The 15,328-nt window shown below is 67.3% G+C and carries 15 protein-coding genes and 1 riboswitch; of the genes, 2 read left to right on the forward strand and 13 right to left on the reverse strand.

The features are described from left to right. Nucleotides 1-3: 3 nt before the first annotated feature. From cobU to AC07M1_RS19125, 9 genes are read right to left on the reverse strand one after another with little or no spacing between them, the layout of a single operon-like run. Nucleotides 4-510: a bifunctional adenosylcobinamide kinase/adenosylcobinamide-phosphate guanylyltransferase gene (gene cobU, locus AC07M1_RS19085; RefSeq protein ID WP_495164229.1), complete on the reverse strand. Its 507-nt coding sequence runs from the start codon at nt 508-510 to the stop codon at nt 4-6. Next, nucleotides 507-1,970, reverse strand: a complete 1,464-nt coding sequence (locus tag AC07M1_RS19090; RefSeq protein ID WP_495164230.1) for a cobyric acid synthase — start codon at nt 1,968-1,970, stop codon at nt 507-509. The genes cobU and AC07M1_RS19090 overlap by 4 nt, the downstream gene beginning before the upstream one ends. Next, entirely contained in the window at nt 1,958-2,896 is a 939-nt protein-coding gene (gene cbiB / locus AC07M1_RS19095; RefSeq protein ID WP_495164231.1) for an adenosylcobinamide-phosphate synthase CbiB, read from the reverse strand. Before cbiB ends, AC07M1_RS19090 begins: the two co-directional genes overlap by 13 nt. Next, nucleotides 2,889-3,848, reverse strand: a complete 960-nt coding sequence (locus AC07M1_RS19100) for a threonine-phosphate decarboxylase (RefSeq protein WP_495164232.1) — start codon at nt 3,846-3,848, stop codon at nt 2,889-2,891. Before AC07M1_RS19100 ends, cbiB begins: the two co-directional genes overlap by 8 nt. Next, complete coding sequence (gene cobS / locus AC07M1_RS19105) at nt 3,845-4,561, reverse strand: adenosylcobinamide-GDP ribazoletransferase (protein WP_495164233.1); 717 nt, start codon at nt 4,559-4,561, stop codon at nt 3,845-3,847. Before cobS ends, AC07M1_RS19100 begins: the two co-directional genes overlap by 4 nt. Then, nucleotides 4,558-5,127 (reverse strand): histidine phosphatase family protein, encoded by a 570-nt coding sequence (locus AC07M1_RS19110; protein WP_495164234.1) that lies wholly within the window; start codon nt 5,125-5,127, stop codon nt 4,558-4,560. The genes cobS and AC07M1_RS19110 overlap by 4 nt, the downstream gene beginning before the upstream one ends. Next, the gene (gene cobT, locus AC07M1_RS19115) at nt 5,124-6,137 is read right to left on the reverse strand and encodes a nicotinate-nucleotide--dimethylbenzimidazole phosphoribosyltransferase (RefSeq protein ID WP_495164235.1); all 1,014 of its coding nucleotides are present in this window, start codon (nt 6,135-6,137) and stop codon (nt 5,124-5,126) included. Before cobT ends, AC07M1_RS19110 begins: the two co-directional genes overlap by 4 nt. Next, nucleotides 6,137-6,925, reverse strand: coding sequence for an ABC transporter ATP-binding protein (locus AC07M1_RS19120; protein WP_495164236.1), 789 nt, complete (start codon nt 6,923-6,925; stop codon nt 6,137-6,139). The genes cobT and AC07M1_RS19120 overlap by 1 nt, the downstream gene beginning before the upstream one ends. Continuing rightward, on the reverse strand, nt 6,919-7,914 hold the full coding sequence (locus AC07M1_RS19125; protein ID WP_495164237.1) for a FecCD family ABC transporter permease: 996 nt from the start codon (nt 7,912-7,914) through the stop codon (nt 6,919-6,921). Before AC07M1_RS19125 ends, AC07M1_RS19120 begins: the two co-directional genes overlap by 7 nt. 50 nt (nt 7,915-7,964) lie before the next feature. On the opposite strand from AC07M1_RS19125, the gene AC07M1_RS19130 reads away from it, so the two are divergent. Then, nucleotides 7,965-8,807 carry an ABC transporter substrate-binding protein gene (locus AC07M1_RS19130; RefSeq protein WP_495164238.1) on the forward strand — a complete coding sequence of 281 codons (843 nt, stop codon included), beginning with the start codon at nt 7,965-7,967 and terminating at the stop codon, nt 8,805-8,807. Here the strand turns inward: AC07M1_RS19130 and cobO are convergent. The 4 genes from cobO to AC07M1_RS19150 form a co-directional block, all read right to left on the reverse strand. Beyond that, a complete protein-coding gene (cobO, locus tag AC07M1_RS19135) occupies nt 8,804-9,412 on the reverse strand; it encodes a cob(I)yrinic acid a,c-diamide adenosyltransferase (RefSeq protein ID WP_495164239.1) in 609 nt (202 codons plus the stop codon). The two genes, AC07M1_RS19130 and cobO, sit on opposite strands and share 4 nt — an antisense overlap. A gap of 55 nt (nt 9,413-9,467) precedes the next feature. Further along, complete coding sequence (locus AC07M1_RS19140) at nt 9,468-11,336, reverse strand: TonB-dependent receptor plug domain-containing protein (RefSeq protein WP_495164240.1); 1,869 nt, start codon at nt 11,334-11,336, stop codon at nt 9,468-9,470. A 176-nt stretch (nt 11,337-11,512) separates the two neighbouring features. Continuing rightward, a riboswitch (cobalamin riboswitch) is annotated at nt 11,513-11,734 on the reverse strand. Nucleotides 11,735-11,800: 66 nt separating this feature from the next. Then, on the reverse strand, nt 11,801-13,141 hold the full coding sequence (locus AC07M1_RS19145) for a sigma-54-dependent transcriptional regulator (protein ID WP_495164241.1): 1,341 nt from the start codon (nt 13,139-13,141) through the stop codon (nt 11,801-11,803). After that, nucleotides 13,134-14,921: a sensor histidine kinase gene (locus tag AC07M1_RS19150; RefSeq protein WP_495164242.1), complete on the reverse strand. Its 1,788-nt coding sequence runs from the start codon at nt 14,919-14,921 to the stop codon at nt 13,134-13,136. The genes AC07M1_RS19145 and AC07M1_RS19150 overlap by 8 nt, the downstream gene beginning before the upstream one ends. A gap of 196 nt (nt 14,922-15,117) precedes the next feature. Between AC07M1_RS19150 and AC07M1_RS19155 the strand changes: the two genes are divergently transcribed. Continuing rightward, a partial coding sequence (locus tag AC07M1_RS19155) for a cation:dicarboxylate symporter family transporter (protein ID WP_495164243.1) occupies nt 15,118-15,328 on the forward strand: 211 nt, incomplete at its 3' end.

The raw sequence follows: 15,328 nt of genomic DNA on the forward strand, positions 1-15,328 counted from the left end.
CGGCTATTTGAGCTTGAGCGGCTGGCCCGCAGCGATGAACATGGCTTCGTCGACGGCTAACGCGACCCGCTGATTGATGCGCCCAGCCTCGTCGCGGAAGCGGCGGGCGAGGGCGTTGTCGGGCACGATGCCCAGCCCGACCTCGTTGCTCACCAGGATCAGCGGTCCGGCGGCGGCATCGATCGCGGCGACCAACTCTTCGGTGGCGGCGGGGATGTCGCGTTCGGCCAGCAACAGGTTCGATGTCCACAGCGTCAGGCAGTCGACCAGCAGCACGCGATCCTCGCTGCTCTCGGCACGGATCGCGGCGGCGAGTTCGATCGGCGCTTCGACCGTCATCCAGCGTTTGCCGCGATCGTCGCGGTGGTGGGCGATCCGATCCGCCATCTCGGCATCGAACGCCTGCGCGGTGGCGATGAAGACCAGCTCGGCATCGAGCGCCTCGGCTCGGCCCTGCGCATAGCGGCTCTTGCCCGATCGCGCGCCGCCCAGAACGAGAAGGCTGTTCATGCCAGGATCCTTTCGTTCGCGAGGGCGATCAGGCCGTCGATGTCGAGATGGGTTTCCAGTGTCTCGGCGATCTCGTCGAGCGCCGCATCCACTGACGCGCGATAGTCGATGCCGCTGCCCGCGACGCCCAGCCGGGCGAGCAATGCTGTGCGTTGCGCCGGATCGGCAAGCAGGCCGTGGACATAGCTTCCCATCACGCGTCCGTCCGCGCTGATCGCGCCGTCGCTGCGGCCATTGTCGAAGGTGGCGAAGGGGTGCGTGGAGCCAGGTCCGCCGGTCTCGCCCATATGCATCTCATAGCCGTCGAACCGTGCACCAAGCGCTTCGCCGGATACCGGTCTCAGCGCCTTGGCCGCCGTCAGCACCGTCTCGACGTCGAGCAGCCCTAGACCGACGGCTTCGCCCGGCGCGCCCTCCAGCCCCAGCGGGTCGGCGATCCGTTTGCCCAGCATTTGATAGCCACCGCATAGCCCCAAGATCATTCCCCCACGGCGATGATGGGCGAGGATATCGATATCCCAGCCTTGCGCGCGGACCGCGGCCAGATCCGCCAGCGTCGCCTTGGACCCTGGAAGCACGATCAACGCAGCCTCGGCGGGGATCGGTTGGCCGGGTGGCACCATCATCACCTCGACGGCCGGTTCCAGCATCAGCGGATCGAGATCGTCGAAGTTGGAGATACGCGGCAGGATCGGGCAGGCGACAAGGATACGCCGCTCCGACCGCTCGGCGGGGCGTTCCAGTCGCACGGCGTCCTCGCTGGGCAAGCGGGCGGCGGCGGGCAACCAATGGACCAACCCATAACCGGGCCAGCCACTGCGTTCCTCAATTTCGCGATAACCGTCGGCAAACAGCGCGGGGGCGCCGCGAAACTTGTTGATGATGAAACCGCGGATCATTGCGGCATCCTCGGGATCGATCACCGCGCGGGTGCCGACCACCGACGCGATCACACCGCCGCGATCGATATCGCCGATCAGTACCACCGGCACATTGGCGGCGCGCGCGAAGCCCATATTGGCGATGTCGCCCGCGCGCAGATTGATCTCCGCCGGCGATCCTGCGCCCTCTACGACGACAATGTCGCACGCCTGCTCGAGCCGGTCGAAACTCTCCATCACCTCCGTGAGCAGCGCACCCCGAGCCGCGCGAAAGTTGCCGCTGCCCAGCGTCCCGCGAACCCGGCCATGGACGATCAACTGCGAGGTGTGGTCCGCCTGCGGCTTGAGCAGTACCGGGTTCATGTCGGTGTGCGGTTCCACCCGGCAGGCGATCGCCTGAAGCGCCTGAGCGCGACCGATCTCGCCGCCATCGACGGTGACGGCGGCGTTGTTCGACATGTTCTGCGGCTTGAAGGGCCGCACGCGCAGCCCGCGATTGGCGAGCGCGCGGCACAGTCCCGCGACCAGCACCGACTTGCCGACATCGGAGCCGGTTCCCTGCAGCATCAGCGCGCCCATGCGACCACTCCTGCAATCAGCCAAAGCGCCGCACAAGCGCGCAGATAGAGGTTTAGCGCGCGGCATATGTCATTCGTCTTCGCTTCGGCGCGCCCGTCGCCGATCCACGGCTTGTCATGGACCTCGCCGTCATAGCTGACCGGCCCGGCAAGACGCAGGTCGAGTGCACCCGCCATCGCCGCCTCGGTCCAGCCGGCATTGGGCGAGGGATGCTTGCGCGCGTCGCGCAACATCACGCGCCAACCTCTTCCCGAAACGAGGCAGATCAACGCGCCTCCTATCCGCGCGGGGATCAGATTGAGGAGATCATCGGTCCGCGCCGCTGCCCAGCCAAAGGCCCGCCAGCGTTCCTCGCGGTGGCCGATCAGGCTGTCGGCGGTATTGATCGCCTTGTAGATCCAGATGCCGGGCAGACCGAGCAGCAACAGCCAGAAGAGCGGCGCGGCGATGCCATCGCAGAAACTCTCCGCAAGGCTTTCGATCGCTGCGCGTGAAATCCCCGCTTCGTCGAGCGCATCGACATCGCGGCCGACGATCATCGCCACTGCCGATCGCGCGGCCTCTAGATCGCCGTTTGCCAGCGCATCGCGCACGGCGTGGACATGGTCGAACAGGCTGCGCTGTGCGAGGCCGGGCGCGGCGAACAGGGCAATGCCGATCCAGATCCATGCGCCGAGCGCCCAGCCCATCAGCCAGGTCAGTCCCCAGCCGATGCCGCCGGCGAAGCCGATCAGCACCAGCACGGTCGCGATTCCCGCGATGCGCCTTGCCGGGTCGCCGAGCGAGGGTCGGTTCCACATCGCCTCGCACCGCGCGATGATCGCCGCGAACACGCCGACGGGGTGGCCGATGCGCCGGTAGAGCGCGGCGGGCCAGCCAATGGTGGCGTCGAGCGCCAGCGCGGCGAGCGCGACCGGTTCAGCCATGGGTCAGCACGGCATCGAGCCGTTCGAGCGCCTGTCGGTTCGGCGGCAACCCGAACCGCAACCAGTGTGGATTGTCCTCGAATGGCCGGGTGAGGATCGATCGCTGCGCCAACCGCTCAAACAACCTATGGGCATCGTCGATCTCGATCAGGCGGAACAGAGGGCAATCGCCGGTGGCGGTGTAGCCATGCGAGGCCAGTAGCTGATCGAGGACCTCGGCCTGCGCCGGCAGCCGGTCACGCGTTTCCGTGATCCAGTCGCGGTCCCGATAAGCGGCGCTGCCGATCGCGATTGCCGCGGCCGAAACCGGCCATGCGCCGATCCGCGCGCGAAGCGGGGCGATCAGTGAGGGAGGGGCGATGGCGAAGCCGAGCCGTACGCCGGCAAGGCCGAAGAACTTGCCGAAGGATCGCAGAACGATCAACCGCCGGTCCGGCGCGACTTCGCTGGCCAGGCTGTGGCGCGGATCGGTGTCGGCAAAGGCTTCGTCGATCACCAGCCATCCCTTGGCCATCTGCGCTTGAAGCGTCGGCGTTGGCGTGATCCGGCCATCGGGGTTGTTGGGGTTGGCGAGGATGAGTGTGCCCGCATCGGCGTGCGGTGCCTCGGTTGGTATGGCGGCCGGCGCCATTTCGGCATGGGTGCGATAGCTGGGCCAGCGATAGCGCACCGGGCCCGGCAGCTGCTCTCCGAGCAGCCTCAGCCCGATTTCCGTGCCCGGAAGCGCCAGCACATATGTTGGATCGGTGTCGAAATAGGCCGCCGCCGCCGCTTCGAGGCCAGCGAGCGCACCGGTATCGGGCAAGCGCGTCCAGTCGATATCTAGGCCGTGAGTACCCGGCCAGGGGTTCGGGTTGATGCCGGTCGACAGATCGATCCATGGCTCACCGCTGTCGCCGAACGCCTTTCGCGCCTGCGCCAGCTGTCCGCCATGCCAGGACCATTGGTTCACGCCAGCCCGACCCAGAGGATCACCGCGACCAGCAGCCCGGTCTCGACCAGTTCGATCCCTGCGCCGAGGCAGTCGCCCGAAACGCCGCCGAGCCTGTCCCTGAGCCACAGCCCCCACCACAGGTCCAGCAGCGGCGCGACGAGCAGCGCGGGAACGAACCAGCACGCCGCCGCCCAGCCGATCGCCCACACCGCGAGAACGGGCAGGCTGGCGACGCCGACGAACCGCTCGGCCAGCCCGGCGTGCAGCGAGGGCAGCCAGCGCGTCCATGCCAGCGGCGCGATCCGCGCGACGGCCGGGATCAGCAGCAATGCCGGCCATTGCGCCGGAGGCAGCAGATGCAGCAAAACCAGCTTGACGATGAGCTGGACGACCAGCGCGACCACGCCGAAGCTGCCGACATGCGGATCGGCCATCACCGCCAGCAACCGCTCGGGATCGCGATGTGCCGCGCCGCGCGCATCGGCGAGGTCCGACAGGCCGTCGAGATGCAGCGCGCCGGTGACCCACACCCAGGCGACTAGGGCTGCGAGTGCAGCCAGCCAGGGATCGAACCGCCCACCCAGCCAGAAGGCGCCGGCGACCACGCCGCCGACCGCCAGTCCGGCGACGGGGAACCAGCGCATGCTCGCGGCGAAGCTTGCCGAATCCACCGGCACGCTCGGCATCGGCAGCCGGGTCAGGAACTGCAATGCGATGATCAGTCCCTTCATGGCCACAGCCCCATGATCTGCCCGCTGCGCGAAGGCTGGTCCCAGAATCGCAGCGCAAGCACGCTGGCATAGGGAAGGTCGAACGCCCAGAGCTGGGGCAGGGAAAAGTCGCACAGGACATGCAGCGCCGCGCGCATCGCGCCGCCGTGCGTGACGACGAGCGCCGGCTCGGCGGGAAGGTCGGCGATTGCCGCCGTGACGCGGGTGACCAGGGCGGACCAGCGCTCGCCGCCGGGGGGCGGGTTGGTGTCGGGATCGTTCCAGAACCGCCCCAGTGCCGCTACGTCGAGCGCGCTGCTCTCCAACCCGTCCCAGGCGCCGAAGTCCAGTTCGCGCCAGCGCGGGTCAATGGTCAGGGATTGGCCGAGGTCCGTAGCGACTGCCGCTCCGCACCGCGATGCGCGTTGCAGGTCGGAGGCGATGACATGGACCACTTCCAGCCCCTCGGCCTGCGTCCGGCACGCCGCAATACCTTCGGCTGCGACCTCGCAATCGGTCGTGCCCAGCATCCGGCCGGTCAGCACCGGGGTGCCATGGCGCATCAAATAGAGCGTGCGCGCGCTCACAGCTTGCCCGAAACGCTCGCCTCGGCAAAGGTCGCCATGCCGTTGTGCGCCACCAGTGCCGCGCGGACGATCGACACCGCGACCGCCGCGCCGCTGCCTTCGCCCAGCCGCATGTCGAGCTGCAGTAGCGGCTCGAGATCGAACTGGCGGAGTAGGCGGCGGTGCCCTGGCTCGGCCGAGCAATGACCAGCAAGGCAATGGTCGATGATTGCTGGCTGCTGCGTCGCCAGAGGCGCCAGCGCGGCACATGCGATGAAGCCATCGAGCATGACCGGCACACGGGCCTGTCGCGCCGCCAGCACCGCGCCGGCGATCGCGACGATCTCGCGCCCGCCCAGCCGGCGCAGCGTCTCGAACGCGCTATCCGGCGCGTCGGCATGCGTGGCGAGCGCCCGTTCGACCACCGCGATCTTGTTCGTCACGCCCGCAACATCGAGTCCGGTGCCGGGGCCAACCCAATCCTGCACCGCCCCGCCTAGGCTGCGTGCGCACAATGCCGCGGCGGCGGTGCTGTTGCCGATCCCCATCTCGCCGACGACGAGCAGGTCGAGGTCCGGGGCAACGGTCGTAGCGCCTCGGTTGAGCGCATCCAGGCATTCGTCCGTGCTCATCGCCGGACCTTCGGTGAAGTCTGCCGTCGGCTCGTCGAGGTCGAGCGCGACCACCTGCAACTCCAGCCCGGCATGCCGCGCGAGCTGGTTGATGGCTGCGCCGCCCGCTTCGAAATTGGCGACCATCTGGACGGTCACGTCCGACGGAAAGGCGCTGACGCCGTGGCGTGTGACGCCGTGATTGCCCGCGAAGATCACCGCGCGGCCCTTGTCGAGCGCCGGGCGGTCCTTGCCCTGCCAACCCGCCATGAACAGCGCGATCTCCTCCAGCCGGCCGAGCGATCCGGCGGGCTTGGTGAGCTGGCCCTGTCGCGCGGCTGCGGCCTCGCGGGCTGCACTATCCGGTTCGGGAAGGGTCGCGAGCGCGGCAGCAAAGGCTTCAGGGGACTCGAAACGCATCAGTGACTCTCTGGTTGGGTGATTCGCCCGGTCGGCACGACCAGTGGGGCTGCTTCATCGCCTTCGATCCGCGCCCGTACGCCATAGACGGAGCGGAGATTGGCTTCGCTCAGCACTTCGAGCGGCGGGCCCTGCGCGATCAGCTCTCCGCGAGCCATCAGGAGCAGCCTGTCGCAATAGCGCGCGGCCATGGTCAGGTCGTGGAGGACGGCGATGACCAGCGACCCTGCTGCAGCTTCGCTACGCAGCAATTCCATCACGTCGATCTGGTGCCCCGGATCGAGCGAGGCGAGCGGCTCGTCGGCGATCAGCCCGCGCGCCTCGACCGCGAGGGCGCGGGCGAGCAGGACGCGCGCGCGCTCACCGCCCGATAGTTCGGTGGCGACGCGATCGCGCAGATGGGCGATATCGGCGCGGTCGATCGCGCGATCGATGATCGCCTGATCCGCCGCCGAGATGCGCGACATCGGGGCGAGATGTGGCAGGCGGCCAAGTCCGACCAGCCGCTCGACCGACAGCGGCCAGTGCAACGTCTGGCCCTGCGGGAGATAGGCGAGATCACGGGCTATTTGCGCGCGCGTCAGGCCGGTGATCTCGGTGCCGTCGAGGGTGATGTTCCCGCGATAGGGAACGAGTCCGAGCAGCGCGCGCACCAGCGTCGACTTGCCTGCACCGTTCGGACCGATGATCCCGATCAGATGTCCGGGTTCGAGCGATAGGCTCATCCCGTCCACCACGGTTCGCGTGCCGAGCGATACGCTCAGCGCCTGTGTCGTCAGCGTCACCACAGCCGGCGCTCCCGCAAGAGGTGAACAAGGAAGACAGGGATACCCAGGAAGGCGGTGACCACGCCGAGCTTCAGCTCGTTGGTCGCCGGGATCATCCGCACGCCAAGGTCGGACAAAGTAAGCAGCAGCGCCCCGCCGATTGCCGAGGGCCACAGGATCGCGGATGGGCTGCGGTCGGTGAACGGACGGATGATATGCGGCACGATCAGCCCTATGAAACCGATCGACCCGGAGACGGCGACCGCGCCGCCGACGCCGATCGCGACGCCCACCAGCAGCCGCCAGCGCACCGCGCGCAGATTGATCCCCAGCGCCCGCGCGCCATCCTCGCCCAGGGTAAGCGCATCCAGCGCGCGCGCATCCCACAGCAGCAGGGCGCCGCCGATGACGACACAGGGCAGGGCGATCCACACATGCTGCGACGAGCGGTTCTCCAGGCTGCCGAGCAGCCAGTTCATGATCTCCATCGCCGCGAAGGGGTTGGGCGACATGTTGAGCGCCAGGCTGATCCCGGCGCCCGCCAGCGTTGCGATGGCGATACCGGCGAGGATCAGCGTCAGCGAACTTTCCGACTGGCCGGACAGACCGAACAGCAGGATCAGCGCGATCATCGCGGCGGCGATGGCGAGCAGCGGGAGCAACGCCGGATGCAGCTCGGCGATCCCGAAGTAGAGCGCGATCACCGCGCCGAACGCGGCCGCGTTGGATGCGCCCAGCACCGACGGTTCGGCCAGGGGGTTGCGCAGGAACCCCTGCAGCGCCGCGCCGGCCAGCCCAAGCATCGCGCCGACCAGCAGGCCGAGCAGCATGCGCGGCATGCGCAACTCGAGCACGATCGTGCTGGCGATCATGTCGCCCTTGCCCAGCAGGGCCGCGATCACCCGATCGGGCGCGAGCGAGACGGTGCCGAAGCCGAGCGAAGCCAATGCCGCGAATGCGGTCAGCACCAGCAATAGGCCGTTGAGGCGAAAGGATGCGCCGCGGGTCATTGTATCACGAACCGCTTGCCCGGCGCGGGAACCCGGTTAGGAGCAACATCATGCGGCGTCTTCTCCATCTTGCAGCCATTTCCCTGTTCTCGCTTGGAGCGTCGGCGGCGCCCGTCGTGCCGCAGCCGGCCAGCGCGCCCGTTCGACCACAGCGGATCGTTTCGCTCAACCTCTGCACCGATCAGCTGCTGCTCGCACTCGCGGATCGCTCGCAGATCGCCGCGCTGACCAAGAACGCGCGCGACACCGAAATGTCGGCCGCGGCGGCGCAGGCGCAGGGCATCACCCAGCTCAAGGAATCGTCCGAGCAGCTGTTCGCGCTGCGTCCCGACCTGATCATCGGGATGCCCGCCAGCCGCCATGCGATGCTGCGCCCGCTGGGTCCGGAGAAGTACCGCACGCTCGACCTGGGCTATGCCGAGAGCTACCCGACGATCATCGAGCAGATCCGCACCGTCGCCGCCGCCGTCGGCCACCCCGCGCGGGGCGAGGCACTGATCCGGCGCATGGAGGCTGATCTCGCCAAGCTCGGCAAGCTCAAGGGCGGCAAGGTCGCGGCCTATTACCAGCGCCGTGGGTTCATGACCGGCACCGAGACGCTGATCGACGACTTGATGACGCGCGCTGGCCTGATCAATCTCGCTGCCAAGCTTGGCAAGCCGCCGCTGTCGCAGATCAGCCTCGAGGAAATGGTCGCAGCCCGCCCCGACTTTCTGATCGTCGAAAGCGCAACCGACCGGATCACCGATCAGGGGACGGAAATGCTGCACCACCCGGCGCTGCGCGGAATCCCGCGCATCTCGATCCCGCAGGCGTGGACGGTATGCGGCAGCCCCGCCTATGTGCTGGCCGCGCGCGGCATCGTCGAGCAGGCGGCCCGCCACAGACACTAGAATTCGATACCCTTCTGCGCACGGACATTCTGCGTGCGGAAGGGGTGTTTGACCTCGGTCATCTCGGTGACCAGGTCGGCGGCGTCGATCAGCGCCTGGGGCGCGTTGCGGCCGGTGATGATGACATGCTTCATCTCCGCGCGGGCGGTGACCGCCTCCAGCACTTCCTCGACCGGCAGATAGTCGTAGCGCAGCACGATGTTGAGCTCGTCGGCGATCACCAGCGCATAGCTGGGGTCGGCGATCATCCGCTTGACCTCTTCCCATCCGGCGCGCGCCGCGGCGATATCGCGCGCGCGGTCCTGCGTGTCCCAGGTGAAGCCTTCGCCCATCCGCTTGAACTCGATCTCGTCGGGAAAGCGGTCGAAGAAGCGCTTCTCACCCGTGTCGATCGTCCCCTTCACGAACTGAACGATGCCGACCTTCATCCCGTGCCCGATCGCGCGCGCGGCGACGCCGAAGGCGGAAGAGGACTTGCCCTTGCCGTTGCCGGTATGGACGATCAGCAGGCCCTTCTCGACCGTCTTGGTCGCGATCTTCTTGGCCTGGGCCGCCTGGATCTTCTTCATCCGTTCATTGTGTTCGGCGTCGGTCCGGGGCTTCATCGCATCTCTCCGAATATGAGAAGGGGAGGCGACCCAGGTCGCCTCCCCGAACGGATCAGAACTTCAGGCGGATGCCGCCATAGGCGCTGCGGCCAAGGGCGTTCTTGCCCCAGGCCATCTGATACTGCGTGTCGAACAGATTGGTGACGCGACCATAGATCTCGACATTGTCGGTGATGCCATAGGACGCGAGCAGGTCGACGACTTCATAACCCTTGGTCGCGGGCGAGAAGGTGCTCGACGCGTTGCGGTCACGATGACGCAGGCGCGCGGTGACCGAGAAGCGCTCAACCGGCGTGACCGTAACCGAGGTGCTGCCCGAGAATTCGGGGCGGCGCAGGCTGGTCCATACACCATTCACCGGCTGGTCGGCCTTCAGATAGGTCAGGCTCTGACGGAACGACAGCCAGTCGGCCGGGCGCAGGTGAAACGCGATCTCGACGCCCGACTTCCGCGTCCGACCGAACTGGGCATAGCCACCGAACGGCGGGCGAGCGCCGTCGAACACGATCTCGTTGCTGGTCTTCGCGAAGAAGTACGAGACCTGCGCACCGAATGCGGAGCCGAAGTTCAGGTCGACGCCGACGTCGCCGCCTTCGCTGGTCTCGACCTTGAGATTGGGGTTGCCATAGGTCGGGTCGAACAGCTGGTAGAGGCCGGGTGCCTTGGCACCCGAGCCGTAGCTTGCGCGCAGCTTGACGTCGCCGCTGCCGATCAGGTTCTCAAGGACATAGGCGCCGGTGACCCGATAGGTCTCGAAGCTGCCGAAACGGCTATTGTCGTCGATGCGCGCCGCGCCGGTGATGGTCAGCCCGCGCGCAGGACGCAGCGCAAGCTCGGCAAAGGCCGACTTGGTCTTGATCTTGGCAGCGAACACACCCGAGAACAGCGTCGCCTGATCGGTATATTCTTCCTCGTAGTTGACGCCGGCCGCGACGCCGAACAGCCCGCCCTTGTCGTAGCTGACATTGGCCGCGAGCACGTCCTTCGTCCCTTCGTACAGGTCGCCCGCAGCGCTGTTGAACCTGCCGAAATAGCGGCGCTGGGCAACATAACGGCTCGCCGTCGCGCTCGCACGCCACGCATTGTCGTCGCTGCGGTAGCTGGCCTGGCCCGCATAGGCCCATTCCTTCTTGCGCACCGTGTCGGTGCTGTCGGCATTGGTGCCGTCGAGATCGGAGTGCGAATTCTGCCAGAAGCCGATCAGCTGCAGGTCGATGTTCGAGGTTGCAGCAAGTCCGACACGGCCGCTGAAGCCGTAGCGCCAATATTCGTCCTCTTCGACCGCCTTGCCGGTTGCCGGATCGGCGAGCGACGGGCCATTGTGCTTGTAGCCGCTTGCTGTCAGCCGGAAGTCGAGCGCGCCCTTCTTGCCGATCACCGACGTCGCGCCGTTGAGCGTCTCGTACGAGCCGTACTCGCCCTGCGCGCTGAACAGGAAGCCGTCATTGGTGGCACGCTTGGTGATGATGTTCACCACGCCGCCGATCGCGTCGGAGCCGTAGAGCGAACTCTGGTTGCCGCGCAGCACCTCGATCCGCGCGATATCGGCGGTGGTCAGATGATCGGACTGATACTGGGTGCTGGTCGAGCTGGGGTCGCCCAGTTCGATGCCGTCGATCAGGTACAGGACCTGGTCGTTGTCCGACCCGCGGATGCTCACGCTGGTGAGGTCACCCGGGCGGTCCGAGGTGATCTGCACGCCGGCCAGATCCTGGAAGATGTCCTTCACGAAGGTGATCTGATCGCGCTGGATATCCTCGGCGGTGATCACGGTGACGGCGCTGCCGATCTCGCTCGGCTTGAGCGGCACGCGGCTGGCGCTGATGACGACATCGTCGTTGGTGGCGGGCGCCTGATCCTGTGCGAATGCCGGCGTCACCGCGGCGCTGGCAAGCAGGATGGTCAGAAAGCGATACTTCACGTGATAGTCCCCCCGCGTCGAGCAACTGAAAGGGCGGGACCTGCCGACGAACGGCCGGCACGCCTATGCGGACGGACGCTGGAGGCACCCGCACAAGCGTGACCGTGCGGCCCCGGCCGCATGGTTCGTCGCTCAGACGGAGAGAAACCGTGCCTTGGCCATTCCCTGGACCACGGCAAGAGCGACCCACGCTGGCAGGTCTCCTGGCTCACGGGTCGTCGCTCGATGCACGGCCTTCCCGGACCTGAAGGTCCAGTGGCTGCCTCCTCGAAAGGGAGACCAGCGCATCTCGCTCACCGCTTACAGTTGCAGGGACAGCCGCGGATTTGGATGGTCACCCATCCGCACCGCATTCCCATTGAAGCCCCTTACGGGGCACCAGCGCGATCAATCGGACAACCGGATTTCTCCCGGCGTCCGAGCGCGCCCCTACGCGCAAACGTCCCGCTTGCCAACGGGGAGTTTCAACGGCCGCGTCTGGGCAGCCGAAAGTCGGCCGGGGCGATCCCCGCACGCTTCATCTTGTCGTAGAGCGTCTTGCGCGGGAGCTGGAGCAGATGAAGGGCACGATCGACCCGGCCGTTCGACGCCTGGAGCGCTTCGCGCAGCAGCATTTCCTCATAGCTGCGGACACGCTGGACTAGCCCCTCCTGAGTCTCGCTTTCCCAGACGCCTGGCTCGGTCAGGCCGAGCACCGCGCTGAACGCGAAATTGCGCAGCTCGCGCACATTGCCCGGCCAGTCATGTCCGATCAGGTGGCGGCGGATCGTGTCGGTGATCCGGAAATCGCTGCGGCCGGCCTGCGCTGCCGCCTCTTGCACGAAGGCGGCGAACAGCAATGGGATGTCCGCGCGGCGTTCGCGCAGCGGCGGGAGCGACAGCCGTACGACATTGAGGCGGAAATAGAGGTCGCGGCGGAATTCGCCGCGCTCGATCAGAGTCTCCAGCCCCGGCTTGACCGAGGCGATCACGCGCAGGTCGAGCGGAATGGGGCGTTCCTCGCCGAGCGGAAGTACCTCGCGCTCCTCGATCACCCGCAGCAACCGTGACTGCACCGCTGGCGGCATCCCGTCGATATCGTCGAGGAACAAGGTGCCGCGGTTCGACGCCTCGATCCGGCCGGTGCGGGCAAAGCGAGCGCCCGGCACGGCGTCGGCGGCATGGCCGAGCAGCTCGATCTCGGCATGTGCTTCGGGCACCGCCGCGCAACTGACCGCGACAAAGGCACGCGCACTGCGCGGTGATCCGCGATGGAGCATCGCCGCGACCAGTTCCTTGCCGGTGCCGGTTTCGCCCTCGATCAGCACGTCGATATCGGCGCGTGCGACCTGGGTGATCGTCTCGCGCAGCCGCACCATGGCCGGGCTGTCGCCGATCAAAGGGCTCTCGACCCGCGTCGCCTCGGCCGCGCGCAGGCGGCGATTGTCGAGCACCAGCGCGCGTGCCGCCAGCGCCTTGCCGGCGGATGCGGCGAGGTGCCCGGCGGCAAAGGGCTTGGCGAGGAAATCGAAGGCGCCGTCCTGCAAGGCCCGCACCGCCATCGGCACATCGCCGTGGCCGGTGATGAGGATGACGGGGATTTCGCTGTCGATGGCGCGGATGCGCTCGAAGAATTGCAGGCCGTCCATGCCGGGCATGCGGATGTCGGTGACGATCGCGCCGTCGAAGTCGGGGCGGATCGCGCTTAGCGCCGCCTGCGCGCTGGCGAAAGCGCGCACCGGGATGCCCGCCAGTTCCAGCGTCTGGACGTTGGCCTCACGCATCGCGGCATCGTCGTCGACGAACAGGATCGCCGGTTCAGCCACGCGCGGCCTCCGGGAGCGAGAGGCGGAAGGTGGCGCCGCCCAGCGCCGATTCGGTCAGGCTGAGCTCACCGCCAAAGTCGCGTGCGATGTTGCGCGCGATCGGCAGGCCGAGGCCAAGGCCTTCGGTGCGACCGGTGACGAAGGGCATGAACAGCTCGTCCGTGAGGTTGGCGGGCACGCCGGGTCCGTTGTCGGCGACATCGATCTCTATGCCGTCCGCGATGCGGTTCGTGATGATGCGGATCACCGACCCCTCGCGTCCGGCGAGCGCGTCGAGCGCGTTCTGGATCAGGTTGATCAATATCTGCTCCAGCCGCACGCGATCGGCGGTGACGTGCAGCCCGACGGGTCCCGTTCGCTCCAGCACCACGCCCTGCGCGCGCACCCGGTCGCCGATCAGCAGCAGTGTCGATTCGATCACCGCATCGACATCGACCGGGCCGGTTTCGGGCGTGCGCCGCCGCGCGAAATTGCGCAGCTCGGCGGTGATCGTGCCGATGCGCTGGGTCAGCTCGACGATACGGGACAGGTTGCCGTCCGCGCGTGCGTCGTCGCCCTTGGCGAGGAATCCTTGCGCATTCTCGGCAAAGCTGCGGATCGCGGCGACGGGCTGGTTGATCTCATGCGCGACGCCCGCGGTGATCTGCCCGAGCGATCCGAGCCGATTGGCCTGAGCCAGCTCTTCGCGCGCGGCGCGATAGCGCTGGTCGGTCCGTGCCAGCTCGGCGCTTTCGGCGACCAGCCGTTCATTTGCTTCACGCAACTCGGCGGTGCGCTCGACGACTTGGCCCTCCAGCGCGCGTTGGGCGGCGATCTGGATCAGGCGCCGCTCGCGCGTCCGCCACAGCAGCAGCAAGGCGCCGGCGATCAGCGCGAGTGCGCCGAGCGACACCAGTCGCGCATTGGCGTTGGCGCTGCGCATCGCCGGGTCGAGTGGGTAGAGGACTCGTAATTGTGCACCCGCGAGGGGAAGGGCGGTCGAGGCGATGCGGCTGCCCGGCTTGTCGTCGCCCATCCGCGCGCCACCATCGGCGATGCTGAGCGGGAGCGGGGCAAGCGGGAGATTGCCATATTGTCGGGTCGCGCGGATCGCGGCGCGGCTGCCCGCGCTGAGTTGACCGACCGTCGCGAACCGCCATGCCGGCTCGCTGGTGACGATGACGACGCCATGTCCGTCGGTGACGATCGTCTTGCCCTGCTGGCGCGCCCAGGCCGCCTGCATCGCCTCGAACTCGATCTTGACCACGATCACGCCAAGCGGTCGCGCGGCGTCGCCGATGCGGCGGGCCAGATAGAGTCCGGGACGGCCGCTGACGGTGCCGAGTGCGAACAGCTCGGCGTCGCCGTCGCGGATGGCTCCCTGGAAATAGGGGCGGAAGCCGTAATCCTGGCCGACGAAGCTCGCGGGTAGACGATAGTTGCTGGCGGCGACCGTGCGGCCCTGCGCGGTCAGGACGTAGATCGCGGCGGCATCGGTGCTGGCGGCGAGCAGCTCGAGCCGCGCGTTGATCCGCTCGACGATCGCTTCGTCACGCGTCTCCAGCATCGCGCGGACATCGGGGTATTCGGCAAGCACCAGCGGCAGCAGCCGGAACTTCTGCAACTCGCTTGCGAACAGCCCGGCATTGTCGCGCGCCAGCTGTGCGGCGGTACGATCGGTCGAAGACACCGCCTGTTGCTGGGCGATGCGAAAGGCGAGGATCGAGACCACCGCCAGCAGGACCGCACCGGCAATGGCCAGCAGCACGAGACTCCGGGTCGATCGGGTGACGCCGCTCATTTGTGCGGATTACCACACATTCGGAGCGATGTATGTGCGTATTTCCACATGCTCTTGGCCATCGATCTTTCAGGATATCTATTTATTTCAATCTATTAAGCTGATCTTTGAGTTCGGCTTGGGTTGGAAGGATAACCCCGGCGTGCCTTGAACGGCATGGAAAATCGACGCCGACAGGGCGCGACGGGAGGACTGAATGGCGATCGCACTCGACTATGCGGCGGACCCGCATCCGCGCCGAACGGCGTGGTACGGTCAGCTGTACATCCAGGTGCTGATCGCGATCGCGTGTGGTGTGGGGATCGGGTTCTTCTGGCCGGACGTTGGCGCGTCGCTGAAGCCGCTGGGTGACGCGTTCATCAAGCTGGTGAAGATGATCATCGCGCCGGTGATCTTCCTGACGCTGG

This window comes from Sphingomonas sp. GW821-FHT10C01, assembly GCF_059415525.1.

What these genes read in the sequence shown, in the direction of transcription:
- cobU (WP_495164229.1), bottom strand. Translation starts at nt 510, where the DNA reads ATGAACAGCCTTCTCGTTCTGGGCGGCGCGCGATCGGGCAAGAGCCGC.
- AC07M1_RS19090 (WP_495164230.1), bottom strand. Translation starts at nt 1,970, where the DNA reads ATGGGCGCGCTGATGCTGCAGGGAACCGGCTCCGATGTCGGCAAGTCG.
- cbiB (WP_495164231.1), bottom strand. Translation starts at nt 2,896, where the DNA reads ATGGCTGAACCGGTCGCGCTCGCCGCGCTGGCGCTCGACGCCACCATT.
- cobS (WP_495164233.1), bottom strand. Translation starts at nt 4,561, where the DNA reads ATGAAGGGACTGATCATCGCATTGCAGTTCCTGACCCGGCTGCCGATG.
- cobT (WP_495164235.1), bottom strand. Translation starts at nt 6,137, where the DNA reads ATGCGTTTCGAGTCCCCTGAAGCCTTTGCTGCCGCGCTCGCGACCCTT.
- AC07M1_RS19125 (WP_495164237.1), bottom strand. Translation starts at nt 7,914, where the DNA reads ATGACCCGCGGCGCATCCTTTCGCCTCAACGGCCTATTGCTGGTGCTG.
- AC07M1_RS19130 (WP_495164238.1), top strand. Translation starts at nt 7,965, where the DNA reads ATGCGGCGTCTTCTCCATCTTGCAGCCATTTCCCTGTTCTCGCTTGGA.
- cobO (WP_495164239.1), bottom strand. Translation starts at nt 9,412, where the DNA reads ATGAAGCCCCGGACCGACGCCGAACACAATGAACGGATGAAGAAGATC.
- AC07M1_RS19150 (WP_495164242.1), bottom strand. Translation starts at nt 14,921, where the DNA reads ATGAGCGGCGTCACCCGATCGACCCGGAGTCTCGTGCTGCTGGCCATT.